The organism is Bradyrhizobium sp. WBAH42, from assembly GCF_024585265.1.
Lineage (GTDB): Bacteria > Pseudomonadota > Alphaproteobacteria > Rhizobiales > Xanthobacteraceae > Bradyrhizobium.
Genome location: NZ_CP036533.1, coordinates 7,186,874 through 7,212,289 on the forward strand (window position 1 = coordinate 7,186,874; position 25,416 = coordinate 7,212,289).

Genomic DNA, 25,416 nt, shown 5'->3' on the forward strand with positions numbered 1-25,416 from the left:
TGCCCCATCGCCCGGCGTAACATCCCTGTAAATTATCAACTCGATACATTGTTGTATCGAGTTGCATTCTGCCCTAAGCTGCGCCGATGTCAAGGGTGAGAACCAGGCCGACCAGAGACGACACGCGCGACAGGCTGTTCGAGGCGGCGGCGCGCGTGTTCGAGGAGGACGGCATCGGCGGCGCCAGCATCGAGGCGATCGCGGCGGCGGCGGGCTTCACCCGCGGCGCGTTCTATTCGAACTTTGCGAGCAAGGACGAATTGATCATCGCCATGCTCGAGGACCATGTCGCGCAGTCGATCCGGCGCAACATGGACATCCTGGCGCAGCACGACAATCTCGACGATTTCATCGCGGCGCTGAAGACGATGGACCGCAGCCGGCAGGATCCGCTCGGCCGCTCGCCCCTGCTCCACATGGAGATGATCCTGTTCGTCGCGCGCGCCGAGAAGCGCCGGCCGGAACTTGCCAAACGCCTGCGCGCGCGGCGCAAGCTGGTCGCCGACATCATCGAAGCGACGCTGAAGAGCGACGGACGCAACCACAATCTGGAACCGCCCTGGATGGCCGCGATCGTGCTCGCGCTGGAAGACGGCTTTCGCCTGCACCGCCTGATCGATCCCGAGACGACACCGGCCGACAGTTTCCTGCGCGCGCTCACGGATCTCAGGAGCAGGACGGGATTGGCTTCAGTCTAGCGGATGCCTGCAGCGGGCGACGCAGCCGCGCCGCTGTCTCTGGCATCGAGAGCGGTTGCCGCTCGTTCACGGCGCCACGTTCCCGGGCTGATGCCGACGAGCGAAGAGAACACGCGGGTGAAGTGGCTCTGATTGGCGAAGCCGGCCGATACCGCGATCTCCGCCAGCGACAGGTCGCGTACCGTCATCAACTGCTTGGCCGTGTCCACGCGCTGGCGCAGCAGCCATTGGTGCGGCGGCAGGCCGGTGGAGACGCGAAAGGCGCGCGAAAAATGGCTGACGGAGAGATCGAACTCGGCGGCAATCTGCTCCAGCGAGAGCTTGCCGCGGAGATCTGACTCCAGCCTTTCGCAAGCCCGCTTCACCTGCCACGGAGCAAGGCCGCCGCGCACCGGCTCGGCGCGCCGCAACCCGCTATAGGTCGCCACGACATGGGCCGTGAGCGCGAGCATCATGTGGTCGACGAAGAGCTGGTTGGCCTCGTCAGGCCGCCGCAACGCCGCCAGGAGCGACGCGCCGAGATGGCGAATGGTCGGATCGTCGTGGCCGATGCCGGGCTGATAGGCGAGCTCACCGATCGGCCCCGCGCCGCTCTGCCTCGCCATGTCGTCCAACGCCGAACGGGGCAGATGGAAGAACAGGGAATGGAAGGGCTTGTCGATGACGTAACGCGGGTCGCGCTTCAGGTCGTACAGATAAGTGGCGCCGGCGCGGATGTCGTTCTTGACCACGCATCGGCCGCGCTCCCAGCACTCGCAATCGGCGAAATCGCGGAGCTTGACGCTGACGAGATAGGCGTCTTCCGCAGGCAACGATTCGGAAAGCCGCGTCACGGGATGGTCGTCCCGGGTTTCGGTGACCGCGAGCTCGGCGCTGCGCAGCGAACGCGTGACCAGCGTCGGCGGCGCATCCTTCAAATGCAGGAATCGTTCGAGCTTCTGCGCGAGGGCGCCGTGTGCCATAGGATCAATCTCGGATGTGAGGAGACTGGGAGCTGAACGCCGCCGCCAGATCACGCCCAATTATCCGACATCGGCAAGCGACGGTCCAGACTCGCACATGGCAATGGCGGCCGTGCGATTCCCCGCCGCCGCTGTCGTCGCAAGACGTTTTCACGAGAGATCTCAACGAATTCCAATGGCGCTGGCGCGCTGTCGTTCGACGTCTGCCCAGCTCGCCCCCGCCCCATCTCGCGCGCTTGTGACAACGCGCGCAGGCCCATCGAGGCCATCACGACAGCCGGCAACGCTCAGTCGATCACCTGCGCCTACGCCGCCTTGCGCTGTCTCGCCCCCTGCTCGGCGGCAGCTCCTCCTTACTTCTTCTTCGCAGATCCGAAATCCGGTTGCCAGGCGGCGTCCTTGCGGGACGGGGCCGCGGCAATGACCTTGGCCTTTTCCTTCTTCGGCTTCTTGGCTTCGCGGTTGCCACGTTGCTGGCCCTTTGCCATGTCGCTCTCCCTTGCTGGTTTGAGTTCGTCGAATTCATTGGGCTGCAGGACACGGCCGCGCGGGGTGCAGACCCTGACGTCCATGTAGCCCTCGCGCAGCAGCTTCTCCGCGAGACGCAGTGCGACCGTCGCAGTTCCGCGGCCGAGATTTGAGCTACCGTATTCGTTGGTGCCGCTGACCAGATACGGCACGCGTATTGTCCTAGCCATTGAGGACCGCAGCGGCGCACACGAGAAGCAGAAGAAACAGCGGAACGATCACCGGCGGCACGATCCATTCCGAGATGCGTACACGCGACATCGAACGCTCCTGCGAAGCCTTCGGCGGGAGCACACGTGACCCTCAGTCACCGGTCGATGCCGTTGAGAAGCGCGGTGATGACGGCGACCCTACGCCCGTGCCGAACCAATAGCGAGCGTTAAGTGCGTCGCGGACTGCCGTCGCTCCGTGACATTGATCGCTGGCCGGTGCGCAGACGATAGTGCTGGCTATTGCCGCGGCAAAGGCGCATGCTCGCAAGCAGCCGGCACCGGTTGGGGCTTCACTTGCGAAAGGCAGGCTGCATGACCATCCGCTCGCGGCGAGAGACCGTCATATTCAGGCATCCGTTCCAGATCCGCGGCATCGAGCGCATCTTGCCGGCGGGCGCCTATGAGGTTGTCACGGACGAGGAGACGATCGACGGCTTGACCTTCGCCGCCTATCGCCGGATTGCCACGATGATCACCGTGCCCGCTGAGGGTGCGCGCGGTACCATGGAAAGACTGTCGATCGGCTCCGTCGATCTTGCGAATGCGCAAGCTGCGGACGCGAGCATGACCAATGACTGACCAGCCTGTCGACCTCGATAAGCACCGTGGCATGGCCGCGCAGAAGGCCACCGACCTGCGCCGCGCGCTAGCCGAGGTGGAGGCCCATGTCAGAGAGCTGCGCGAGCGCGAGGCCGATCTCGAGCACCGCATGATGACCGTGCCGGCCGCATCCTGGCCGGAGGCCGCGGTGAAGGCGCGCCATCTGCTGAACCTCTATGCTGCAAGCCTGCCTGCCGAGGACACGCGCCACCGTGCGCTCGTGTCGGCGCTGTTCGACGATTTCGCAAGGCTGTCCGGGGACGGCTGAGCCGAGCGACGGCTGCCTGCATTCTACGCGCATGCTGGCGCCAACGCGCCAGGAAACCGACGTGCAATGGAGTAAGCCATGACCCTGACCAGCGGCCGCTTCATCGGCCATGAATACGACCGGATGATCGTACGGTTCTCGATGCATGACGGCGCCCGGGAGATTCCTTGCGCGATCTCGACCTCGGCGATGGACGATCTCGAGCAGGGCCCGCAAGTCAGGCCCGAGCAACGGGAAGCCCAATTCGCCCGTCTACGGGATCGCATCGAAGCATGCGCCGCGAGCAAGTATCGCGCCACAGAATTCGAAGGCACCCCGCCGGGCATCGTGCTGCGAGGCATCGATTTCAGGCGATAGGATCTCAGCCACGAGCAAGACAGCGTGCGACGCTTGGTCGGGCTTTTCTGCGGCGTCACGGCTGACGCAGCATGGCGTGAAATCCGGAAAGCAGGTCGTCGCTACTCCGGCCTTGCCTTGATCTCCGGCAAGGGCGGCTTGCGCTCGAAAGGTTTCTTCTTCGGTGGCGCGGGCAGCAACCCTTCCCTGATCGCCTGCTTGCGAGCGAGCTTGCGGGCGCGGCGAATGGCCTCGGACTTCTCGCGGGTCTTTCTCTCGGACGGTTTTTCGTAGGACCGTCGCTGCTTCATTTCCCGAAAGACGCCCTCGCGCTGCATCTTCTTCTTGAGAACGCGGAGCGCCTGCTCAACATTGTTGTCTCTGACGAGTACGTGCAATTGATCCTCCTGGCTCGGGCTGCGAATGCGATACGTCCTGCAGGGCAGCCAATTGCGCAGGAGCTTCATTGCGATGTGTGAGGATAGTGGCGCGACATTCGTCGCGGCTTCGGACGAGCCCGATCTGCATGTCACAGCGAGCGGCTTGGTGGTGTCACCTGACCACCGTCGTGCTGCGCTGTCAATCGATAACCCCCTGCTCGCAGATCGACGGACAGACGCAAACCGCCGTGATCGGAACAGAAGAACCACCGCTGGCTCGAGATCGTTGCGCCGTTTCACGGATGTACTGGAACGGTTGCTTTGCCCGCTCAATCCCTGGATTGAGCGGGTTTAGTCCTTGCGGATCCGGTGAACGATGAGCAGCAAGAAGCCGAACGCTTCACTGCAGCTTTGCCCGCCGCCGCCAGGTCCAGCCGCCCCAGCATCGCCCTCGCCTGCTCGGCGCAATGCTCGATCAGCCAGCGCTCGAAGGCGACCGGCGGCAGCGGCGGAGCGTAGAGGAAGCCCTGGACGATATCGCAGCCGAGCGCGGCCAGCGTATTGCGCTGCCCCTCGGTCTCGACGCCCTCGGCGACCACGCTCATGCCGAGGCCCTGGCCGACGCGCACGACGGCGGTGGCGATCGCGAGCGCGCCCGCGTCACGCTCGATGTCGCGCATAAAACTGCGGTCGATCTTGAGCTCGCGGATCGGCAGATGCGCGAGTCGGCTGAGGCTGGAATAGCCGGTGCCGAAATCGTCCACCGAGAGGCCGACGCCGAGCTCGCGGATCGCGTTCATCGTCTCCAGTGCTGCGGCGCCGTCCTGCATGAACGTGCCTTCGGTGATCTCCAGCATCAGCGCGTCCGGCGGCAGTTCGTGCTCGGCCAGGATGTCCTTGAGCCGCGCGGCCAGCGTGACGTTGCGGAAATTGATCGGCGACAGGTTGACCGAGACGCAGGGGATGTTGAGCCCGGCGCGGCGCCAGCTCGCCATCTGGCGGCAGGCCTCGCGCACGGACCACAGCCCGATCTGCTCGATCAGCCCGCATTCTTCGGCGAGCGGGATGAACTTTGCCGGCGAGACGTCGCCGAGCACGGCATCGCGCCATCGCGCGAGCGCCTCGACGCCGTGGATCGCGCCGTCGCAGCTGCGGATCTGCGGCTGGTAGCTGAGGCTCAGCGCGCCTTCCGCGACGGCGCGGCGCAACGCCGCGATCAGCGCCAGCCGCTGCTCGGCGAGCACGCTCATCTCGGCACTGAAGATGCGATGCGTCGAGCGTCCGGCCTGCTTGGCCATGTACATGGCGGCATCCGCCTGCTGCATCAATGTGTCGATGTCGGTGGCGTGATCGGGATAGAGGCTGATGCCGATGCTGGCGGACATCGGCATCAGCTTCGATCCGAGCCGCAGCGGCCGCGCCAGCGCCTCGGAGATGTCAGCCGCGACGCGCTCGGCAGCCTCGGCGTTACGTTGCGGCAGCAGGATGACGAACTCGTCGCCGCCGAGCCGCCCCAGCATGTCGCCGGGGCCGATATGCTCGCGCAGGCGCTGCGCGAGCTGGACCAGGAGCTCGTCGCCGGCGGCGTGACCCAGCGTATCGTTGACGTCCTTGAAATGATCGACGTCGAGGAAGGCCAGCGCGACATGGCTGCCGGTCGGGCAGGCATCGATCGCCGTGGTGATCAGGTGCCGCAGCTGGGCGCGGTTCGGCAGGCCGGTGAGGATGTCGTGATAGGCGAGCCGCGCGATCTCCGCGCGCGCCTCCTTGCGCTCGATCGCGAAGGCGCCGAGATCGACGCAAGCCTCGACGATGCGTCGGTGCCAGTTGCTCGGCGCGCGCGGCTCGCGATAGTAAAAGGCGAAGGTGGCGATGACGCGCCCGTCCTTGGCCTTGACCGGGGTCGACCAGCAGGCGCGCAGGCCGATCGCGAGCGGCATCGCCTTGTAGGGCTGCCAGCGCGGGTCGGTGTCGAGATCCTCCGCCAGAACCGGCACGCCATGGAAGGCCGCGCTGCCGCAGGAGCCGACATTGGGACCGATCGCAACGCCGTCCAGCGCGCGGGAATAGTCCTCAGGCAGGCTGGGGCCACCGAGCGGATGAACCAGGCCGGCGGCGTCGATGTGAAGCAGCGAAGAGACGACGTCGGGTGCGATCTCCTCGACGCGGCGGCACAGCCGGTCGGCGATCTCGCCGATCGGTACCTCGTCGGCGAGCGCGCCCATGATGAGCTGCTGAAGCGAGCGCAGCTGCTTGGTCTCGGTGATGTCCTCGAGCAGCGCGAAGATGTGCTTGACCCGGCCCTTGCCGTCGCGAAAGGCATCGATCCGGGCGCAGACCCAGATCTCCTCGCCATTCCGGTCGTAGACGAGCACCTCGGCCTCGCCGCGAGGCCCGCCGCGCTTCAGGCGCTTGACGAGCCTGGCGACCACCCTGCGATCGGTGTGGCGGCCGGCGATGAGCTCGCCAGCGCGGCGGCCCTCCGCCTCGGCGTTGGTGTAGCCGAACAGCGCCGTGAACGCCGAGTTGACATAGACGATGTTCTGCTCCACGTCGGTGATGATCACCGCCCGGTTGGTCTGGTCCGAGACGGCATTGAGCAGACCGATCCTGACGCGGCGCTCGGCCTCGAGAGTGACGTCGCGCGCGAACACGATGTGATGGGTCGTCCCGCCGATCATCGCCGAGGACACCGACACCATCATCCTGATGCGGCTGCCATCGCGACGCACGAGGCCGATCTCGTCGCGGAAATCGGCGGCCGTGCCGATCCGGAGGCAATCGAGGTTGAGGACGGCGGCATCCCGGCCGAGCACCTCGGTGGCGGCAAGCTTCCAGATTCGCTCCGCGGCGGAATTGAAGTGCGTGATGCGATGCGCGTCATCGACGATGACGACGGCATCTTCAGCACGTTCGAGGACTGCGCGCAGCACGTCCGGCATTTCGGTCAGAAGACAATCGGAGGCGGACATCGTCAAACCCGGAAGGCATCGGGAAGGAGCGGCAATCCGCTGAGGCTAGCGCTCCGATGGTGTCCAAGATGTTTTTTTGCGCTCCGGTCGCGTTGCAGCAAGACGTGACATGCTTAACGCTCGGCCAAAACGCTGCAGATATCTTGATGTGTACGGAACCTATCGGGAATCCGTTTTGAGCTTGTGCAGCCGGCCGGCGACCGCCCGCACCTTCCCAGGCGCCGCCCGCCAGATCGCGAGCGCCGACATTCCGCTCACGACCATCGCGACGGCGAAAGCCAGCGTGTAGTGGCCGGCGCGATCGTAGAGCAAGCCGGTCACCCACGGTCCGGCCGCACCGCCCGCCAGCGCCGCGAGCATGATCGTGCCGAAGATGCTGCCCTGATGCCTGCCCTGGAAGATCTCGAACACCACCGCGCCCATGATCGAAGTGAGGCCGTAGCCCAGCGCGCCTTGCGTGAACACCATCAGATAAACCAGCCAGAGTGAAGCTTGATATCTCAGCGCGATCAGCGCGGCGAAGCAGACGACGAAACCAGCACAGCTGATCGCCCACACCCACTCCCGGCCGATGCGGTCGGAGACGTGCCCCAGCACGATCTGGCCGGGAATGCCGAGCAGGCTGACCATGCCGAGTGCCCACACCGCAACGCTGGAGCTGAAGCCGACGTCGAGCAGGAATTTGGTCTGGTGCACCTGCACTGCGTACCAGATGTACAGGCCGCAGAAATAGCCGAGCGCGATCCACCAGAACCGCGCGGTCGCGACGGCGCGCTGCAGCGTCCAGTCGGTGTTGGCCCAGACGGGATCGACCACGTTGGAGGCCGGCCTTGCCGCGCCCGCGGCCGGGGCGGCATCGCCGTCCGGCTGGAGCCCGATGTCCTCGGGGCGCTTGTGCAGCAGCAGGTTGATCGGCGCCAGCGCGATCAGGACGAGCAGGCCCATCGCGGTGCAGGCGGTGCGCCAGCCGGTCTGCTCGATCATGTGCTGCACCCATGGCAGCAGCGTCACCGAGCCGATACCGACGCCGGCGAAGGCGATGCCGATGGCGAAGCCGCGCTTGCGGATGAACCAGTTCGGCAGGAACAGCGATTGGCCGGAATAGCCGAGACAGACGCTGCCGGCGCCGACCATGACGCCGATGGTGACATAGAGGTGCCAGGGCGCGCTGGTCAGCGGCGCCAGCAGCAGGCCGCCGCCCATCAGCAAGACCCCGAACTCCATCACCGCGCGCGGGCCGGCGCGATCCATCAGGCGGCCGATCAGCGGGCTGACCGCGCCCGACACCACGAAGCCGAACGAGAAGGCGCCCGCGGTGACGCCGCGCTCCCAGCCGAACTCGGCGATGATGGGCGGAAAGAACAGCGAAAAGGCGGTGCGCGCGTTGACGCCGATCGCCATGGTGACGAAGGTCACGGCGACCACGACCCAGCCGTAGAAGAAAGGAAGCCGCATGTTGTGTGCTTGTTTCATCCCTGGACGGTTCTTCGGACCATCCGGGGATGCCTGGGTCAAGCGCTTTTCGCGCATGCCTCGCGCGCGCTCAGGCGGCGTCGAGCCGTGAGGACTTGACCGGCGCGTCGAACAGGATCCGCTCGATCGGATGCGGCCGGCCGAACAGATAGCCTTGCGCAAAATTGACGCCGAGCGCCTTCAGCCGGTCGAACTCCTCGCGCGTCTCGACGCCTTCGGCGGTGACCGACATGTCCAGTCCGCGCGCCAGCGTCACGATCGAGGAGATGATGGCGGATGAGCGCGGCTGCTGGGTCAGGTTGCGAATGAACGACTTGTCGATCTTGATCTTGTCGAACGGGAACGCGGTCAGGTAGCTGAGCGAGGAATAGCCGGTGCCGAAATCGTCGAGCGCGAGCTCGACGCCGAGCTGCTTCAGCCGCTCCATGAAGGCGTGGTTCTCGCTGCCGCGCTCCAGCAGCACGGATTCCGTGATCTCGATCTCCAGCCGCTGCGGCGGCAGGCCGGAATCGGCGAGCGCCGCGCAGATCATTTCGAACAGCTCGGCTTCCTTGAACTGGATCGGCGACAAATTGACGGCGACCGTGAGATCGGCGGGCCAGCCGGCCGCGTCCGCGCAGGCGCGCCGCAGCACGAATTCGCCGAGCGGCACGATCAGCCCGGTCTCCTCCGCAAGCGCAATGAACTGGTCCGGCGGGATCAGGCCGCGCGTCGGATGCCGCCAGCGCACCAGCGCCTCGAAGCCGCGTCGTTCGCCGCTGAGGGCATCGACGAACGGCTGGTAGTGCACCTCCAGCTGGCAGCGCGCGATGGCGTCGCGCAGATCTCCTTCCAGCGTGTTGCGCGCCTCCAGCTCGGCCGACATCGCTTCATCATAAATCGTGAAGCAGTTGCGGCCGGCCGATTTCGAGCGATAGAGCGCCAGATCCGCTTTCTTCAGGAGCTGCTCCTGATCGCTGCCATGATCCGGCGCGATCGCGATGCCGATGCTGGTGCCGATCTCGACGCGGTGGCCGGGCAGCAGGAACGGCTCGCTCACGAGCTTGGCGATCCGTGCCGCCAGCTCGGTCGAGCAGGCGCGCTGGTCCTCGCCGGCCTCCTGGATGATGGCGAATTCGTCACCGCCGAGCCGCGCCAGCACGTCGTCGGCGCGCAACGCGGATTTCAGCCGCTGCGCCACCTGGCGCAGCAGCGCATCGCCGGCCGCGTGACCGAGGGAATCGTTGACGTTCTTGAAGCGGTCGAGGTCGAGCATCAGGATCGCGAAGGGCAGGCCCCTCACGCTCAACTGCCTGTTCATCTCGTCGAGCCGGGTGAGGAAGAAGGCGCGGTTCGGCAATCCGGTGAGGATGTCGGTCTGGGCAAGCTCGAGCACCCGCCGGTTCGCCAGCGACAGTCGCCGCGAATTGCGGCTGGCGAGCATCAGATAGGTCGACAGCGACAGCGTCAGCAGCATGCCGACGACGAGGACCGCGACCGCGCGGTCGTAAGTCGTCGCCAGCGGACCGCCGGCGGTCGGAACCGCCCGCACCTGCCAATCGGTATCGCCGATCTTGAGACTGCCCGACCAGTGCAGGGTCCGCGCGATGTCCCGCATCGACCGCAACGCCACGGCGGACGACGAATAATCCGGCAGCATCTGCTCCAGGCTGACGATCTGCGCCGCGAAGGGCGGGAAGACCGTCATGCTGACCGCGGGGCTGGCTCCGGTGGTCACACGAATGGACTGGATCAGCAGCGGCAGGTCGAAGATGCCGACCACGAAGCCGGCGAGATTGCGGCGCCGGTCCGCGATCTCCTCGCGCGAGGTGCCCTTGGCATAGACGGGAATGGCGACGAGAACATAGGACAGCCGGTCGCCGTCTCTCGGCCCGAACAGGGGCGTGCGCACGGCGACCACGCGGTCGTTGTCACGCGCACGCTCCAGCATCGACCGGCGCTCCGGAACGGTCATGTAATCCATGCCGTAGACCAGCGAGGTCTTCGGCTCAGTCGAGTAGAACACCGGAATATATTCATCGCTCTGCGGCGCGGTGACGAACGTCTCGCCCTGCAGCGACTTGATTTGATAGCCCGACACGCCGTCCCGGATCGCCGCTGTCTCGTACTCCGTGCGCTCCTTGCGGTTGACGCGCGGCAACCAGGAGATGCGCAGCGCGCCGGGATGACGCTCGAACAGACGGGCGCTGAAGGTCTCGAATTCGCTGCGGGTGACCTCTTCGTTGGTCGATTCGAACAGGGTGCGCAGCGCGAGAAGCCTCGATATGTACTCGTTCATGCCGTTCTGCATGACGATCGCCTGGGTCTCGGCCGCGTTCTCGAACTCGATCCTGTTGACGCGATCTTCCCACCTCGCGACGGCGGCGGCGCCCACGATCGAGAACAGCAGGCCGACGCCGACCGCGACGAGCGCAGGGCGATAGAGCCCGAGCAGCGGTGCGGCTCGCCACCAACCGCCTCTCCGTCTCCGATCCTGATCGTTCTGATCGCGACCGCCCATCTTTAAGCCGCCGTCCCCTCTCCGCGACGAACCGAACCTCTGGTTGAGGTGCCGGCGCCGCTATCGGAACAAGATCGCGGTTAAGAACTGCACAATTTTGGAAATTGGTCGTTCCGCAATGCGGAAACTAGTTAACGAAGTGCGCGAGCGATCCCGGCGTTATCGACATAAGTTACCGGTTTTACCCGGTGTACTACGGCCTTTCTGCGTCGTGCCGCTTAGCGAGCTATTCAGGCTCGCGCGTTACGTTGCGCAAGATTTCTTCCAACGATCCGGCAAAGCCTCCGATGCATCGATTTCGATCAGCGAGCTCCGTCGTCCTGACCATCGCGCTTCTGGCCGCGACCACGCTGGCGGCAAGGGGCAACGAGGCCGGCATCAGCGAGGATGCGATCCTGTTCGGCCAGGCCGCGGCGCTTGAGGGCCCCTCCTCTGCGCTCGGACAGCGCATGCGGCAAGGCATCGTCGCCGCGTTCACCGAGATCAACGCCAAGGGCGGCGTCCACGGCCGGAAGCTTCAGCTCATCAGCCGCGACGACGGCTACGACCCCGACCGTTCGGTGGCGCAGACGCTGCACCTGATCGATGACGACAAGGTGTTCGCGCTGATCGGCGCGGTTGGCACGCCGACAGCGATGGCGACGATCCCGATCACCAGCGCCAGGAACGTTCCCTTCATCGGCCCGTTCACCGGCGCCGAGTTCCTGCGCGACCTCGAGCTTCCGAACGTCGTCAACATCCGCGCGAGCTACGGCGCGGAGGCGGAGGCCTGGATCAAGCACCTCACCGAGGATCGCAAGTTCACGCGCATCGGCATCTTCTACCAGGACGATTCCTTCGGCCGCGACGGACTTGTCGGCGTCAAGCGTGCGCTCGCCAAGCGCGGCCTCGAGCTCGCCGCCGAAGGCACGTTCGAGCGCAACACCCGCGCGGTCGTCCAGGCCTGGCGCATGATCAAGCGCGCCGACCCGGAAGCCATCGTCATGGTCGGGACCTACGGACCGTGCGCGGAGTTCATCAAGCTCGCCCACCGCAGCGGCGCCCGTCCAACCTTCGTCAACATCTCCTTCGTCGGCGCCGTTGCGCTCGCGGCGGAACTCGGCCCTGAGGGCGAAGGCGTCATCGTCTCGCAGGTCGTGCCGTTTCCATGGGACCGCTCGCTCAAGCTGGTCGCCGACTATCAGGCGGCGCAGAAGGCGTTCGATCCGACGCTGACGCCTGATTTCGTGTCGCTGGAAGGCTATCTGTCCGGCCGCCTCGCGGCCGCGGCGCTGGAAAAGGCCGGCCCCAATCCGACGCGCGCAAGCCTGCTGCGCGCCATCAACGATACCGGCCGCTTCGACATCAGCGGCAGCCTCTTCACCGTCGGCACACGCATGCTCGACACGCCGCCGAAGGTGTTCCTGACGGTGATCCAGAAGGACGGTACGTTCAAGGCCGTGGACCGGCTTTAGGGCTCTTCACGGCCGCCGCGTCCAGCGATCGGCGTTGACCGCGCCTTGCGGAATTTCTCCCCTCACGATGGCCTCGACCTGCCGCACGGTCTCCAGCGACTGGTATTCGATGGCCTGCGGCGTCAGGCCGCCGACATGCGGCGTGGCGACGACGTTCGGCAGCTTGGCAAGCTCGGGCGTCGGCATCTGATCGGGCGCGCGCCCGACATCCATGGCGGCGCCGGCGATGCGGCCCTCACGCAGCGCGCGTGCCAGGGCGACCTCGTCGACGAGATTGCCGCGCGAGAGATTGATGAAGACGGCGTGCTTCTGCATGCGCGCCAGCGCCGCCTCCCCGATCAGGTTCTCGGTCTGCTCGTTGGCGATGGCGAGGCAGATGACATAGTCCGAGGCTGCGAGGAGCTCGTCGAGACCGACCTGGCGGATCGCGGCATCGCTGACTGTCGCAAAGGGATCGGAGACCAGCACCTCCATGCGCAGCACTTTTGCGATCTCGGCGAGGTAGCGCCCGATGCTGCCGTAGCCGATGATGCCGATCCGACTGCCGGCGAGCTGGCGGCCCATCCGTGCCTCAGCCTTGCGGCCGGCCTGATAATCCGCCGTGGTCCGCGATACGCCGCGGGAGAGGTCGACCATGAAGCCGAGCGCGAGCTCGGCCACGGCCTGCACGAAGCCGGGCCCGGCGCGGGTCACCAGCACGCCGGCTTGCGACGCTGCATCCACGTTGACGTTGCGGATGTCGACAGCGCAGCGGACGAACGCTCGCAGGCGCGGCAATTGCGCAAAGATCTCGCCGCGCCCTTCCGTCATGCGATCGGCAACGATGATGTCGGCGTCCTTCGCGGCGCGCACCAGGCTGGCTGCGTCCAGCGGCTCATCCCCCTGGTGCAGGATCACCTCGGCGGCCGCGCGAAGGCCGTTCAGGCTGCGATCGCCATAGTAATTGCGCCGCATCTCCGGGGTATGCGCGAGCAGGACCTTCACGACAGGACTCCTTCAATAGCCGAATGCCCGCGGCAGCGCGGTCGAGAGCCATGGCACGAAGGCGATGACGAGCAGGCAGAGGAACAAGAGACCAAGATAGCCCATGATCGGCTTCACCGTCTGCTCGATCGGCACGTTGCCGATCAGGCAGGCGCCGTAGAGACCGAGCCCGAGCGGCGGCGCGAACAGGCCGATACCCATTGCGATGACGAGCACGACGCCGAAATGCAGGGGATCGACGCCGAGCTGCACCGCGACCGGCAGCAGCAGCGGCCCGAAGATGATCAGCGCGGCCGCGCCCTCCAGCACCGAGCCCATCACGATCAGGACGGCGATCGCCAAGAGGATGAACAGCCAGACGCCGGAGGTCTTGGAGAGACCCAGCATGAAGTCGCCGACCGCATGCGGCACCTGCTGCAAAGTCAGGGTGAACGCCAATGACTGCGCGGCGGCGACGATGAACAGCACCAACCCCGCACGCGTCGCCGCCTGCACGAAACTGTGCGCGGCGGTCTTGAAGCCGAGCTCGCGGAACACCACGCTGCCGACGACCAGCGCATAGGCCACCGCGAAGGCCGAGATCTCCGTCGCCGTGGCAAAGCCGCTCTTGAAGCCGAGGAAGATCATGAAGATCAGGCCGAAGGATGCGATCGCGCCGCTCCACAGCCCCGACACCGGCATCTGCGGCTCGACATCCTCGACCTTGTCCGGCCGTTTGCCGAAGATGATGGACACCGCGATCAGCACCAGCGCCATCAGCGCCGACGGCAGCAGCCCTGCGACGAACAGGCCGCCGATCGACAGGTTGGCAACGAAGCCGAGAATGATCAGGTTGATGCAGGGCGGGATCGTCTCCGCCATCACCGCCGAGGCCGCAAGCAGCGCCACCGCGCCGCCCGGGTTCTGCTTGGAGCGCCGCGCAGCCGGGATCAGCACCGAGCCGACCGCGGCGACGTCGGCCATCTTCGAGCCGGAGATACCCGAGAACAGCACCATCGAGGCCACCATCACGACATTGAGGCCGCCGCGCATGCGGCCCACGGCACGCTGCAACAGCTCGATCAGCCGCACCGACATGCCGTTGGCTTCCATCAGATAGCCGACAAGGATGAAGAAGGGGATCGCGAGCAGGACGAAATTGTCGATGCCGCGCGCCATCTGCTGGGCAAAGATCACGCCGGGCAGTGCGCCCTCGACCCAGATGAAGATCAGCGCGGCCAGAGCCAGCGCAAAGCCGATCGGCAATCCGCCGAACAGGGTGGCGAAGAAGCCGATCATCATCAGGGTGCCCGCCGACGGCACCGAGGATGGCGACAGATAATCCCAGGCGAGGTAGAGGCCCGTCACGACGAGGATCGCGATGAGTCCCCTCGCGATATCGGGCAGCGGCCTCGCGCAGAGATGATCGATTGCGAACACCGTCATGAACAGCGCGCCGATCCCCATGGGATAGAAGGTCAGCTCCAGCGGCAGACCGGAGCCGGTGGTCTGGCCGGCGGTGAGCGAGCCCAGCTTGATCGCGTTGTAGGCGACGTAGCCGGAAATCAGCACGATCAGCAGCGCGCTTGCGGCATCGACCAGCGAACGCAGCCGCACCGGCAAGAGATCGCGGAAGAAGGAGACGCCGACATTCTCGCCGCGCGCGAGCGCGCTCGCCGCGCCGAAGAAGGCCGAGCCGACCATCAGGCCGCGCGCGACGTCGTCGGACCATTCGACCGGCGCGTTGAAGAAGAAGCGCAGCAGCACGGAGGCGCAGACCACCACGAGATCGGCGGCGAGCAGGACGGCCGCGATCGCGTCGCTGACGCGAAGCAGCAAGGTGATGCTGCCATGGCGGCCGGCCGAGAGGGGCACGGCGGCTGACATGGCCACGTCAGATTTGGTCATATCAAGCTTGGGTCGCGCGGATGACGTCGATGACGGCCTTGGACTCCGGCCGCGCCTTGATGAAGTTCTCGTGTTGCGGCGCGACGCGCTTCTTGAACGCCTCGCGGTCGCATTCGGCCACGGTCACGCCCTTCTCGGTCAAGGCGGCCAGCGCCTCCTTCTCGACCGCGAGCCCATGGGCCCGGGTGTCGGCCGCGGCCTTCTTGGCGGCGTCGAGGAAACCCTCGCGCAGCTTCGGATCCATGCGGTTGTACGTCATGTCGCTGAAATAGATCGCGAGCGGTGAGAAATTGTGCTGCGTCAGCGCGTAGAATTTCGACGTTTCGAAGAACTTGCTGGCGAGGATCGTCGGCGGGTCATGCTCCAGGCCATCCAGCACGCCAGCCTGCAAGGCCGTGTAGATTTCGCCGAACGCCAGCGGCGTTGCGGCGGCGCCCATCAGGCGCAGGCATTCGGTGATGACGGGATTGGGCAGCGTCCTGATCTTGAGGCCGGCGAGATCCTCCGGCGTCTTCACCGGCTTCTTCGCCAGCACGCTGCGCGAGCCGAAATTATAGGCCCAGGCGATGATGCGGATGTTGCCGCCCTTGAGCAGCGCGTCCTCGATCGGCTTGGCGGCGCCGGCCTCAAACGCTTTGGTCTGCTGCGGGAAGCTCGAGAACAGGAAGCCGAGATCGAAGGTGCCGACCAGCGGCACCAGATTGGCCGAGATCGACGAGCCCGACACCATGAGGTCGATGACGCCGAGCTTCACCGAATTGATGACGTCGATCTCCTGACCGAGCTGGTTGTCGGGGAAGAAAGCGACCTCGATCTGCTCGCCGAGGCCGTTGCCCTTCAGGTTCTTGACCAGGTTGTCGTAGTAGACGCGGCCATTGGCGTATTTGGGATCGTTCGGCAGCGAGGAGGAGCATTTCAGCTTCAGCGTCGCAGCTTCGGCGCGGCCGATGATGGCGGGAGAGAGCACAATGCCGGCGGTGACCGCCGCCGATGACTTGATGAACGCGCGACGGTTCACGGGCACGATGGTCATGGTGCGGCTTCTCCCTGGTCTTTTTCTTCGCCACGGTCGTTGCCGCAGCCGTTGCGCGGACTGTATGGCCAAAGCGACGACACAGGCAAGGTAGCCTGCTGCGGTCACGGAGCGTCGCGGCGCGCATACCGCCGTCACCAGCCAAGCGAAATCACTGCCATTTCCCGGAGATTTGCCGCGAGGATCGGCCTGCCGCCCGATCTGCGCAAGGAACGCCGTCGCCCATTGCACCGGATCAATCCAATTGGAGCATGGATCAATGCGCAGTTGACATGGATGATGCCCTGACCAATTCCCCGTGCTCCGGCAGACGGACTGCCCCATTTTGCCGCGGCCCATGCGTGATCCAGAGCACAGACGGCCGCGTGGCGCGGGCTTAGAAAAAGTGACATCATCGTGCGCATTGCCGTTGGAGGTGACATCATGCGCCGTCCAGTGTTTTCGAATTTGCTTCTTGCGTCCGGTCTTCTCGCACTCAGTCAGTTGATGACGCCGACGGAAGCGGCCGCCGAAGCGCGGCTCGCGCTGGTGATCGGCCAATCGGCCTATCGCACCGTGCCGGAGCTGCCCAACGCCGCCAACGACGCCAAGGGTATGACGGAGCTGCTCGGGAGTGCCGGCTTCACCGTCACCACGGCGGCCAATCTGGCGCAGACCGAGATGCGCGCGGCGATCTCGGACTTCGCCGGCAAGGTCAGTGCCAGCGGCGCCGACACCGTCGCGCTGGTGTTCTATGCCGGCCACGGCCTGCAGATCGACGGCGAGAACTATCTGGTGCCCGTCGATCTCGACCCCAAGCGCGAGGCCGACATCCCGCTGCAGGGCGTGCGGCTGAACGACCTGCTCAACACGCTCGGCGCGCTGCCGACGCGGGCCCGCATCTTCATGCTCGACGCCTGCCGCAACAACCCGTTCCCCGCGCTCAGCGGCGCCGGCCACGGTCTTGCGATCGTCGACACCAAGGCCGGCGCGCCCGGCTCCTTCATCTCCTACTCGACCTCGCCCGGCGCCGAGGCCGAGGACGGCAACGGCATCGACAGCCCCTACACAACCGCCGCGCTGACCATTGCCAAGCAGCCGAACCTGCCGATCGAGGAAGTGTTCAAGCGCATCCGCGTCGCCGTGGCGCAATCGACCGACGGGCGGCAGATCCCATGGGAAAGCTCCTCGCTGACCACCGACTTCAAGTTCTTCGGCGAGAGCAGCGGCAGCACGCCCGCGCTTCCCGGCGCGAACGCGATGGCGCTCGCCAGCGGCACGCGCAGCGTCGAAGACTGGCGCAAGACGTTGCAGGGCAAGCCGGCCATGGTGGCCTATGAGCTCGTGATCACCGAGGACACGGTGGAGGCATATCAGGCCTATATCGAGCTGTATGCCCAGGACACCCGCACCCCGCGCCTGCGCACGGTGCTGGAGCGGCGTCGCCAGATGCTGGCGTGGGAGCGTGCCACCGCCATCAACACCCGCGCCTCGTTCGAAGCTTATCTAGCGAACTGGGACAACAGCGATCTCGCGGCAACCGCGCGCCGGCTGCTGCTGCGCGTGCAGAATCGCAATTACGCCGTGCCCGTCGCCGCCGCGGTGACGCCCGTCGCGGTCGCGATGGCGCCGACCTGCCCGTGCTCGACGCCCGCGACCCCGGCAACGCCGGTCAACCCCTCGGTTCCGCCCGTGATCAAGAAGCGCGTCGACGAGACCCCGCCGAAGCGCAAGCTGGTCGAGACGCCGCCCAAGCGACGGCCGTCCGAGCAAGTGGTCTACGAGCGCGCGCCGCCGCCGGATCGCGGCCCGCCGCCGGAGGCTGTGATGCAAGGCATCGGCATCGGCGTAGGGATCGGCCTCGGCATGGGAATGGGCGGCCGCGGCGGAGACCACAATGGCGGGTACCGCAGATACTGAGCCGGTCCGGCACAAGCAGCATTCGGCTCGCGCCAATCGCGCGAGCCGAACTTATTGCGACAGCGTCGGGTAGTCCCGGAGCACGGCTTCCCGAATCCAGCCTGCCTGGATCGCGCGCGACAGGATCTGCGCCGTCTTGATGTCCTCAGCCTTCATGCAGAGATCCACGATGCGGCGCACCGCATCGTCGCGCATCAGATCGTCGGAGATCTTCATCGCGATCTCCATCGCGGTGCGGGCCGCGCGTTCATAGCGCTCGCGCGTGCTGGCCGGCGCTGAAGCTCCGGCGGCCTCGGCGATCGTTCGCGCCGCCTGGCAGATGTTGCGGATCCGGTCGGCGGCCTCGATATCGCCGATCGGCCTCCCGACTGGCTCGTCCCAGACGTCTGCCGGCTCTCGCCTCGCGAACCACTTCATTGCCCCACCCGTGGTCTTCAATTGCTCGCGGCGTTCAGGACATGCGGCGCGGGCCGATCGCCTCGAACTGCGCCTTCTGCTCGTCGTTGAGCGTGGCGTAGAAATCATCGAGCGCCGCCCGCACCGACTTGATCCCGTCCAGCATGACGTCGAGGCGCTTGCGAATCGCGGCCATGCGGGCCGGCGGCGTCATCACCTCATTGGGCTCGCAGGCCGCCTTGAGCGATGCGCTGACTTTGGCGCTGGTGTCCTGGAGCACCTGGAGCGCCGCGCGCTGGGTGTCGTTGGGACGAAGTCTTTCTTCGATCGTAGCGCCGGGCCAATCGAACGCGGCAGACGCGCCGCAGGTCTGCACCGAGGATCCGCCCGCATTGTTCGATGCCGCGGCACGACGCTGATCGTCGGCGAGCGCGTTGAAGCGCGCCTTCTGCTCGTCGTTGAGTGAACCATAGAATGTGTCGAGCGCGGGCTGGACCAGCTCGACGGCCTTCTGCATCGCCTCGACACGCTGCTGCATGGCGGCGAGCCGGCCGGGCGCCGTGGCTGCGGCCTGCATCGGACAGGATGTGCGGATCAATGCCGCCGCGTCGACCGAGGCGTTGCCGAGCGCATCGAGAGCCGCGCCCTGCGCATCCGTCGGCTGCACCGTGGCCGCGATCTGATCGATCGGCAGGCCGACGATGGCGCGGCGGTCGCTGCCGCAGAGCTCATCCAGCGGCGCGCTGCGCGCCCGCCGCCGTCCCTGCGGCTGCTGCGGCAGATAGGCCGACAGCCGATCATAACCGTAGGGGCCGAAAATGCCGGCATAGATGTCCGGATAGCCGTAGCCCCAGAAGCCGAGCCCGTCGCCCCAGATCGCGTAATCGTAGAGGTCGTTATAGGCGAACGGCCAGAACAGCGGCCCGACCCAGCCATAGCCGCCACCCGGATGTTGCCACCACCCGCTGCTTGCGCCGCCCCAGCCGGCGAGTGCTGCCGCCGCGGCGATCTGCGCGCGGGCCGCCGGATTGCTGATCAGCCGGCCGTTGCGGAATGCGCTGGCGTTCCAGGCGTTGCGGAAGTTCGCCGGCCGTATCGCGGCATTGCGGATCTGACCGAAGCTCGGGCCGCCGCGTCGGGCACCGGTTGTGAACCGCATCCCGCGATGATGCCCGCCGCCATGCGCGTGCCCGCCGCCGTGCCCACGGAAATGGCCGCCGCCGTGATGACCACCACCATGGTGACCACCGCCGTGATGGCCATGGCCATGCCCGCCTCCGTGGCCGCCGCCATGTCCACCTCCATGTCCGCCCTTCGCCAGCGCCGCACCCGCCAGCAGGCAGGCGAAGGCCATTGCGGCAATTCCAACGACCGGTCGCACCATCGCACCCTCCCGCGCACAGCCCTGCCATTGAGGCATCGGAACTTGGCGGGAATTGGAACCGGCAACATTACCGAAAGTTCCCGGACTGGGGCGCGGGCCTTATGCCTCCGGCACGATCTTGCCGGGGTTGAAGATATTGAGCGGATCGAGCGCCTTCTTCAGGGCCCGCATCGCATCGAGCGCCTCGGGGCCGAGCTCGGCCTTCAGATATTTCTGCTTGCCCTGGCCGATGCCGTGCTCGCCGGTACAGGTGCCGTCCATCGCCTGCGCACGCTCGACCAGGCGGTGCATGAACTCCTCGCCGCGCGCCATCTCGTCGGCATCGTTGGTGTCGCAGACCAGCGAGCAGTGGAAATTGCCGTCACCGACATGGCCGACGATCGGCGACAGCAAATTGAGGCGCTTGAGGTCTTCCTCGGTCTCGCTGACGCAGTCGGCGAGCCGCGAGATCGGTACGCAGACGTCGGTTGCGACCACGCCGATGCTGTCGCCGGGCCGCAGCGCCTTCACCGACCAATAGGCGTCGTGCCGCGCCTGCCACAGCTTGGTGCGATCCTCCGGCTTGGTGGTCCAGGAGAAATCGCCGCCGCCGCAGTCCTTTGCGATCTCGCCGAAGGCCTTCGACTGCTCGGCGACCTCGACCTCGCTGCCGTGGAATTCCATCAGCAGCAGCGGCGTCTCGGGCAGAGTCAGCTTGGAATAGGCGTTGCAGGCCTTCACCTGCGCGGCGTTGAGCAGCTCGATGCGCGCCACGGGAATGCCGGTCTGGATCGCCAGGATCACGGCCTGGCAGGCGCCGTGCACGGTCTCGAACGACACCGCGCCGGCCGCGATCGTCTCGGGGATGCCGCGCAGGCGGATGGTCAATTCCGAGATGATGCCGAGCGTGCCTTCGGCGCCGACGAACAGATGCGTCAGGTCATAGCCCGCGGAGGATTTCTTGGCGCGCGTGCCCGTGGTGATGATCTCGCCGTCGCCGCGCACCACTTTCAGCGCCAGCACGCTGTCGCGCATGGTGCCGTAGCGCACCGCATTGGTGCCGGAGGCGCGGGTCGAGGCCATGCCGCCGAGCGAAGCATCCGCGCCCGGATCGATCGGGAAGAACAGGCCCTGGTCGCGCAGATGCTCGTTCAGCGCCTTGCGGGTGACGCCGGGCTGGATCACGCAGTCGAGGTCCTCGGCATGCACCGCGAGCACCTTGTTCATGTCGCGCAGGTCGATCGAGATGCCGCCGGCAGGCGCGTTGACCTGGCCCTCCAGCGAGGTGCCGGTGCCGAAGGCAATGACGGGCACGCGATGTTTCGCGCAGATCCGCACCACGTCCTGGATGTCGGCGGTCTCCTGCGCCATCACCACGCCGTCCGGCGGCTGATTGACGATCCACGTGGTGGTATGGCCGTGCTGCTCGCGCACGGCCTGCGAGGTGATGAGGCGGTTGCCGAAGCGTGCGGCAAGCTGCTCCAGCGCGCTTGCGAGGGCTTTCGGCTCCGGCCGCGGCGGATTATTGGTGATGGTCGTACCCACGGAATTCCTCCCGACGAGAAGAGACCGTGGCAAAGGACATATAACCGGTCAAGTCAAGGGACCGGACGCATAGCTTGGGAAGGACACATGCCGGAGACCGCCGCCACAGCGCCGAACGCAGAGCCGTTTCGCTCCTCGATCATGCAGATCGAGCCGCAATGGATCGACTATAACGGCCATCTCAACATGGCCTATTACAACGTGATGTTCGACCGGGCGATCGACGAGTTCTGGCTCGAACTCGGGATTGGCCCGGTCTACAAGAAAGAGCGCCACGGCTCGACCTTCACCGCCGAGTGCCACGTGCGCTATTTGCGCGAGATCCATCTCGGCGATCCCGTGCAAATCCTGGTGTGGCTGCTGGAGGCCGACGACAAGCGGCTGCACACATTCGAGGAGCTGCGGCACGGCACCGAGGGCTGGCTGTCGGCAACGTCCGAGAACATGTCGCTGCACATGGACATGAAGGCGCGGCGCGTTGCGCCGTTTCCGCCCGACATCCGGCAGCGTATTGCCGGGGTCGCCAAGTCCCACAGCGCCTTGACGCGACCCGAGGGCATCGGCCGGAATGTGGCGATGCCCTCGAAGCGCTAGTGCGCGATCCGCCGCGCTATATCCTATTGCGGCCGCGCGCCAGACCGACGACGGCCGAGACCAGGAACAGAACGACTGCGATGAAGAAGATGATCTTGGCGATCTCGATCGAAGCGCCGGCGACGCCGCCGAAGCCCAGGATGCCGGCGATCAGTGCGATAACCAGAAACGTCACAACCCAGCCTAGCATGGTCAAACCCTCGTCTTGATGTTGTCTGCGATCGACGCGGCTGGCCGCGCCACCTGCCCTGACAATCTCGACGCGGGAACGATAGTTCCGGCCCCGGCGGGAGCGAAATTCGCTGGCTCAGCTGGAACAAATCGGCGCGCCGCGCACGTGGAAAACCCTGCCCGGCGCCCCCATATAGGCACCAATCCCTGTTAAGAAGGCTCCCTTCCACCACCCCGCGGTGCCATCGTGGGGCCGATGATTCGCATGACCGAGCCGAGCAAGATCACAGCCGTACCCGACCACCAGCCCGCAGCCGGCGGCATCGCCGCGCGTGCGCGCGCCTCGGTGGGCCCGAAATACCTCGCCGGGCTCAATCCGGAGCAGCGCGAGGCGGTGGAGACGCTGGACGGCCCGGTCCTGGTGCTGGCCGGCGCCGGCACCGGCAAGACGCGCGTCCTGACCACGCGCATCGCCCACATCCTGAGCCAGGGCCGCGCCCGCCCGGCCGAGATCCTGTCGGTGACCTTCACCAACAAGGCCGCGCGCGAGATGAAGCACCGGCTCGGCCAGATGCTCGGCCACGCCGTGGAGGGCATGCCGTGGCTCGGCACCTTCCACTCCATCGGCGGCCGCATCCTGCGCGTCCATGCCGAGCTGGCGCAGCTCAAGTCGAACTTCACCGTGCTCGACGTCGACGACCAGGTCCGGCTGCTCAAGCAGTTGCTCCAGGCCGACAACATCGACGAGAAACGCTGGCCGGCACGGATGCTGGCCGGCCTGATCGACGGCTGGAAGAACCGCGGCCTGATGCCCTCGCAGGTCCCGTCGGGCGAGGCCGCGATGTTCGCCAACGGCAAGGGCGGCAAGCTCTATGCGAGCTATCAGGAGCGGCTGAAGATCCTGAACGCGGCCGATTTCGGCGATCTCCTGCTGGAGAACATCCGCATCTTCCGCGAGCACCCGGATATCCTCAAGCAGTACCAGCAGCGCTTCAAGTTCATCCTGGTCGACGAGTACCAGGATACGAACGTCGCGCAATATCTGTGGCTGCGGCTCCTGTCGCAGGCGCCTTCTTCCTTCGCCTCTCCACGCTTGCGGGGAGAGGTCGCATCGCGCAGCGATGCGGGTGAGGGGGACTCTCCGCAGACCGAGCTCGCGGAGACAGCCCCTCATCCCGACCTTCTCCCCGCAAGCGGGGAGAGGGAGAAGACCAAAAACATCTGCTGCGTCGGTGACGACGACCAGTCGATCTACGGCTGGCGCGGCGCCGAGGTCGACAACATCCTGCGCTTCGAGCACGATTTCCCGGGCGCCAAGGTGATCCGCCTCGAGCGCAACTATCGCTCGACGGGTCACATCCTCGCCGCCGCCTCGCATCTGATCGCACACAATGAAGGCCGGCTCGGCAAGACGCTGCGCACTGAGGATCAGGACGGCGAGAAGGTCACCGTCACGGGCTCCTGGGACTCGGAAGAGGAAGCCCGCGGCATCGGCGAGGAGATCGAGCAGCTGCAGCGCCAGGGCGACAAGCTCAACGAGATCGCCATTCTCGTGCGCGCCTCCTACCAGATGCGCGAATTCGAAGACCGCTTCGTCACGCTCGGCCTGCCCTATCGCGTCATCGGCGGCCCGCGCTTCTATGAGCGCGCGGAGATCCGCGACGCGCTGGCGTACTTGCGCGTCATCAATTCGCCGGCCGACGATCTCGCCTTCGAGCGCATCGTCAATACGCCGAAGCGCGGGCTTGGCGACGCCACCGTGCAGATGCTGCACGACCACGCCCGCAAGCGCCGCATTCCCCTGTTCGAGGCGGCGCGCGCCGTGGTCGAGACCGACGAGCTGAAGCCGAAGGCGCGCGGCTCGCTGCGCGACCTCATCGCGCAGTTCGACCGCTGGCGCGCCCAGCGCGAGGTCACCGCGCACACCGATCTCGCCCAGATCGTGCTCGACGAGAGCGGCTATACCGAGATGTGGCAGAAGGACCGCTCGGCCGACGCCGCGGGCCGGCTGGAGAACCTGAAAGAGCTCGTGCGCTCGATGGAGGAGTTCGAGAACCTGCAAGGGTTCTTGGAGCACATCTCGCTGGTGATGGACCGCGAGGGCGGCGCCGAGGACGACGCGGTGTCGCTGATGACGCTGCATTCGGCCAAGGGCCTCGAATTCGACAACGTATTCCTGCCGGGCTGGGAGGAAGGCCTGTTCCCGAGCCAGCGCACCCTGGACGAACAGGGCCGAGCCGGCCTGGAAGAAGAGCGCCGGCTCGGCCATGTCGGCCTGACCCGCGCCCGCCGCCGCGCAAAGATCTATTTCGCGACCAATCGCCGGATCCACGGCACCTGGTCGACCACGATCCCGTCGCGCTTCCTCGACGAATTACCGGCGGCCAATGTCGAGATCACGGAATCCAAGGGCGGCTCTGGATGGGGCGGCAGCGGCGGCTACGGCGCCTCTCGCTTCGACGACATGGAGGCGTTCGGCTCCAGCTATTCGACGCCGGGCTGGCAGCGCGCGCAGGCGAACCGGAATCGCGGCGGCGGCCGCACCGGCGGCTTCGAGGAAGACGCCGCAACGTTCTCGTCCTCCTCGTCATCGGGCCCCGATTTCGGCAGCTTCTCCTCGCGCCGCCGCGGACCCCTGACCATCGAGGGCGAGCTGGTCGCCAAATCCACCGGCACAACGTCCGAATTCTCGCTGGAAGACCGCGTCTTCCACCAGAAATTCGGCTATGGCCGTGTCACCAAGATCGACGGCAACAAGCTCACCATCGCCTTCGACAAGGCCGGCGAGAAGAAGGTCGTGGACAGTTTCGTCCAGCGGGCGTGAGGCCCGAGATGGCTCGGTACGTTGCCATCATTGAGAACGCCGACCCGGACGAGGCCGTCGGCGTGTGGTTTCCGGACCTGCCCGGCTGCTTCTCCGGGGGCGACGATGTCGACGAAGCCCTCGAGAATGCGCCCGAGGCGCTCGCATTCTATGCGCAGGAACTGATCGCGGACGGTCGCCAGCTGCCCCCGCCTCGAACGCTGGACGAGCTCAAGGCCGATCCGGAGTTTGCCGAGGACCTGGGGAAACACACGGCCGTCCTGATCGAATGGCCACCCGCCGCGGACGCGGAGTGAGGACTGTTCGCCGCACCAAGCGGACTCTCGACAGTTCTCGC

General features: G+C 66.2%; 22 protein-coding genes. 9 read left to right on the top strand and 13 right to left on the bottom strand.

The window, feature by feature from the left end:
• Positions 1 to 86 precede the first annotated feature (86 nt).
• On the top strand, positions 87 to 698 hold the full coding sequence (locus tag DCG74_RS33870) for a TetR/AcrR family transcriptional regulator (RefSeq protein ID WP_172787459.1): 612 nt from the start codon (positions 87 to 89) through the stop codon (positions 696 to 698).
• On the opposite strand, the gene DCG74_RS33875 is transcribed toward DCG74_RS33870, so the two are convergent.
• The gene (locus DCG74_RS33875; RefSeq protein ID WP_172787460.1) at positions 695 to 1,660 is read right to left on the bottom strand and encodes an AraC family transcriptional regulator; all 966 of its coding nucleotides are present in this window, start codon (positions 1,658 to 1,660) and stop codon (positions 695 to 697) included. The two genes, DCG74_RS33870 and DCG74_RS33875, sit on opposite strands and share 4 nt — an antisense overlap.
• 353 nt (positions 1,661 to 2,013) lie before the next feature.
• Positions 2,014 to 2,340 (bottom strand): hypothetical protein, encoded by a 327-nt coding sequence (locus DCG74_RS33880; protein WP_175421736.1) that lies wholly within the window; start codon positions 2,338 to 2,340, stop codon positions 2,014 to 2,016.
• Positions 2,341 to 2,712: 372 nt separating this feature from the next.
• Here DCG74_RS33880 and DCG74_RS33885 point away from each other — a divergent pair, with 372 nt between their 5' ends.
• From DCG74_RS33885 to DCG74_RS33895, 3 genes are all read left to right on the top strand, one after another.
• Positions 2,713 to 2,979: a hypothetical protein gene (locus DCG74_RS33885; RefSeq protein ID WP_172787461.1), complete on the top strand. Its 267-nt coding sequence runs from the start codon at positions 2,713 to 2,715 to the stop codon at positions 2,977 to 2,979.
• Positions 2,972 to 3,268: a hypothetical protein gene (locus tag DCG74_RS33890; RefSeq protein WP_172787462.1), complete on the top strand. Its 297-nt coding sequence runs from the start codon at positions 2,972 to 2,974 to the stop codon at positions 3,266 to 3,268. Before DCG74_RS33885 ends, DCG74_RS33890 begins: the two co-directional genes overlap by 8 nt.
• 78 nt (positions 3,269 to 3,346) lie before the next feature.
• Positions 3,347 to 3,625 carry a DUF1488 domain-containing protein gene (locus DCG74_RS33895; RefSeq protein WP_172787463.1) on the top strand — a complete coding sequence of 93 codons (279 nt, stop codon included), beginning with the start codon at positions 3,347 to 3,349 and terminating at the stop codon, positions 3,623 to 3,625.
• 101 nt (positions 3,626 to 3,726) lie between these two features.
• Here the strand turns inward: DCG74_RS33895 and rpsU are convergent, their stop codons facing one another.
• From rpsU to DCG74_RS33915, 4 genes are all read right to left on the bottom strand, one after another.
• Positions 3,727 to 4,002, bottom strand: coding sequence for a 30S ribosomal protein S21 (gene rpsU, locus DCG74_RS33900; RefSeq protein ID WP_025038058.1), 276 nt, complete (start codon positions 4,000 to 4,002; stop codon positions 3,727 to 3,729).
• Between the two features lie 311 nt (positions 4,003 to 4,313).
• Positions 4,314 to 6,956: an EAL domain-containing protein gene (locus tag DCG74_RS33905; RefSeq protein WP_172787464.1), complete on the bottom strand. Its 2,643-nt coding sequence runs from the start codon at positions 6,954 to 6,956 to the stop codon at positions 4,314 to 4,316.
• Between the two features lie 159 nt (positions 6,957 to 7,115).
• Entirely contained in the window at positions 7,116 to 8,411 is a 1,296-nt protein-coding gene (locus DCG74_RS33910) for an MFS transporter (protein WP_172787465.1), read from the bottom strand.
• Positions 8,412 to 8,499: 88 nt separating this feature from the next.
• Positions 8,500 to 10,929, bottom strand: coding sequence for an EAL domain-containing protein (locus DCG74_RS33915; protein WP_172787466.1), 2,430 nt, complete (start codon positions 10,927 to 10,929; stop codon positions 8,500 to 8,502).
• A gap of 287 nt (positions 10,930 to 11,216) precedes the next feature.
• Between DCG74_RS33915 and DCG74_RS33920 the strand changes: the two genes are divergently transcribed.
• Positions 11,217 to 12,383, top strand: a complete 1,167-nt coding sequence (locus DCG74_RS33920) for an ABC transporter substrate-binding protein (RefSeq protein WP_172787467.1) — start codon at positions 11,217 to 11,219, stop codon at positions 12,381 to 12,383.
• Between the two features lie 6 nt (positions 12,384 to 12,389).
• Here DCG74_RS33920 and DCG74_RS33925 read toward each other — a convergent pair whose 3' ends face one another.
• From DCG74_RS33925 to DCG74_RS33935, 3 genes are read right to left on the bottom strand one after another with little or no spacing between them, the layout of a single operon-like run.
• Positions 12,390 to 13,367: a hydroxyacid dehydrogenase gene (locus DCG74_RS33925; RefSeq protein WP_172787468.1), complete on the bottom strand. Its 978-nt coding sequence runs from the start codon at positions 13,365 to 13,367 to the stop codon at positions 12,390 to 12,392.
• A 12-nt stretch (positions 13,368 to 13,379) separates the two neighbouring features.
• The gene (locus DCG74_RS33930; RefSeq protein WP_172787469.1) at positions 13,380 to 15,233 is read right to left on the bottom strand and encodes a TRAP transporter large permease subunit; all 1,854 of its coding nucleotides are present in this window, start codon (positions 15,231 to 15,233) and stop codon (positions 13,380 to 13,382) included.
• 22 nt (positions 15,234 to 15,255) lie between these two features.
• Positions 15,256 to 16,287 carry a TRAP transporter substrate-binding protein gene (locus tag DCG74_RS33935; RefSeq protein WP_172787470.1) on the bottom strand — a complete coding sequence of 344 codons (1,032 nt, stop codon included), beginning with the start codon at positions 16,285 to 16,287 and terminating at the stop codon, positions 15,256 to 15,258.
• A gap of 423 nt (positions 16,288 to 16,710) precedes the next feature.
• On the opposite strand from DCG74_RS33935, the gene DCG74_RS33940 reads away from it, so the two are divergent.
• Complete coding sequence (locus DCG74_RS33940; RefSeq protein WP_172787471.1) at positions 16,711 to 18,186, top strand: caspase family protein; 1,476 nt, start codon at positions 16,711 to 16,713, stop codon at positions 18,184 to 18,186.
• Positions 18,187 to 18,237: 51 nt separating this feature from the next.
• Here the strand turns inward: DCG74_RS33940 and DCG74_RS33945 are convergent, their stop codons facing one another.
• The 3 genes from DCG74_RS33945 to DCG74_RS33955 all read right to left on the bottom strand — a co-directional run bounded on the left by DCG74_RS33945 (position 18,238) and on the right by DCG74_RS33955 (position 21,490).
• Complete coding sequence (locus DCG74_RS33945) at positions 18,238 to 18,603, bottom strand: hypothetical protein (RefSeq protein ID WP_172787472.1); 366 nt, start codon at positions 18,601 to 18,603, stop codon at positions 18,238 to 18,240.
• A gap of 34 nt (positions 18,604 to 18,637) precedes the next feature.
• Positions 18,638 to 19,966, bottom strand: coding sequence for a Spy/CpxP family protein refolding chaperone (locus DCG74_RS33950; RefSeq protein WP_172787473.1), 1,329 nt, complete (start codon positions 19,964 to 19,966; stop codon positions 18,638 to 18,640).
• Between the two features lie 99 nt (positions 19,967 to 20,065).
• Positions 20,066 to 21,490, bottom strand: coding sequence for an FAD-binding oxidoreductase (locus DCG74_RS33955; protein WP_172787474.1), 1,425 nt, complete (start codon positions 21,488 to 21,490; stop codon positions 20,066 to 20,068).
• Between the two features lie 87 nt (positions 21,491 to 21,577).
• Between DCG74_RS33955 and DCG74_RS33960 the strand changes: the two genes are divergently transcribed.
• Positions 21,578 to 22,084, top strand: a complete 507-nt coding sequence (locus DCG74_RS33960) for a thioesterase family protein (protein ID WP_172787475.1) — start codon at positions 21,578 to 21,580, stop codon at positions 22,082 to 22,084.
• Positions 22,085 to 22,100: 16 nt separating this feature from the next.
• On the opposite strand, the gene DCG74_RS33965 is transcribed toward DCG74_RS33960, so the two are convergent.
• Positions 22,101 to 22,274 (bottom strand): DUF1328 domain-containing protein, encoded by a 174-nt coding sequence (locus DCG74_RS33965; RefSeq protein WP_036006471.1) that lies wholly within the window; start codon positions 22,272 to 22,274, stop codon positions 22,101 to 22,103.
• Between the two features lie 237 nt (positions 22,275 to 22,511).
• On the opposite strand from DCG74_RS33965, the gene DCG74_RS33970 reads away from it, so the two are divergent.
• Together DCG74_RS33970 and DCG74_RS33975 are read left to right on the top strand one after the other, a co-directional pair.
• Positions 22,512 to 25,079, top strand: a complete 2,568-nt coding sequence (locus tag DCG74_RS33970; RefSeq protein ID WP_172787476.1) for an ATP-dependent helicase — start codon at positions 22,512 to 22,514, stop codon at positions 25,077 to 25,079.
• A gap of 8 nt (positions 25,080 to 25,087) precedes the next feature.
• Positions 25,088 to 25,375, top strand: a complete 288-nt coding sequence (locus tag DCG74_RS33975) for a type II toxin-antitoxin system HicB family antitoxin (RefSeq protein WP_172787477.1) — start codon at positions 25,088 to 25,090, stop codon at positions 25,373 to 25,375.
• Positions 25,376 to 25,416: the final 41 nt, after the last annotated feature.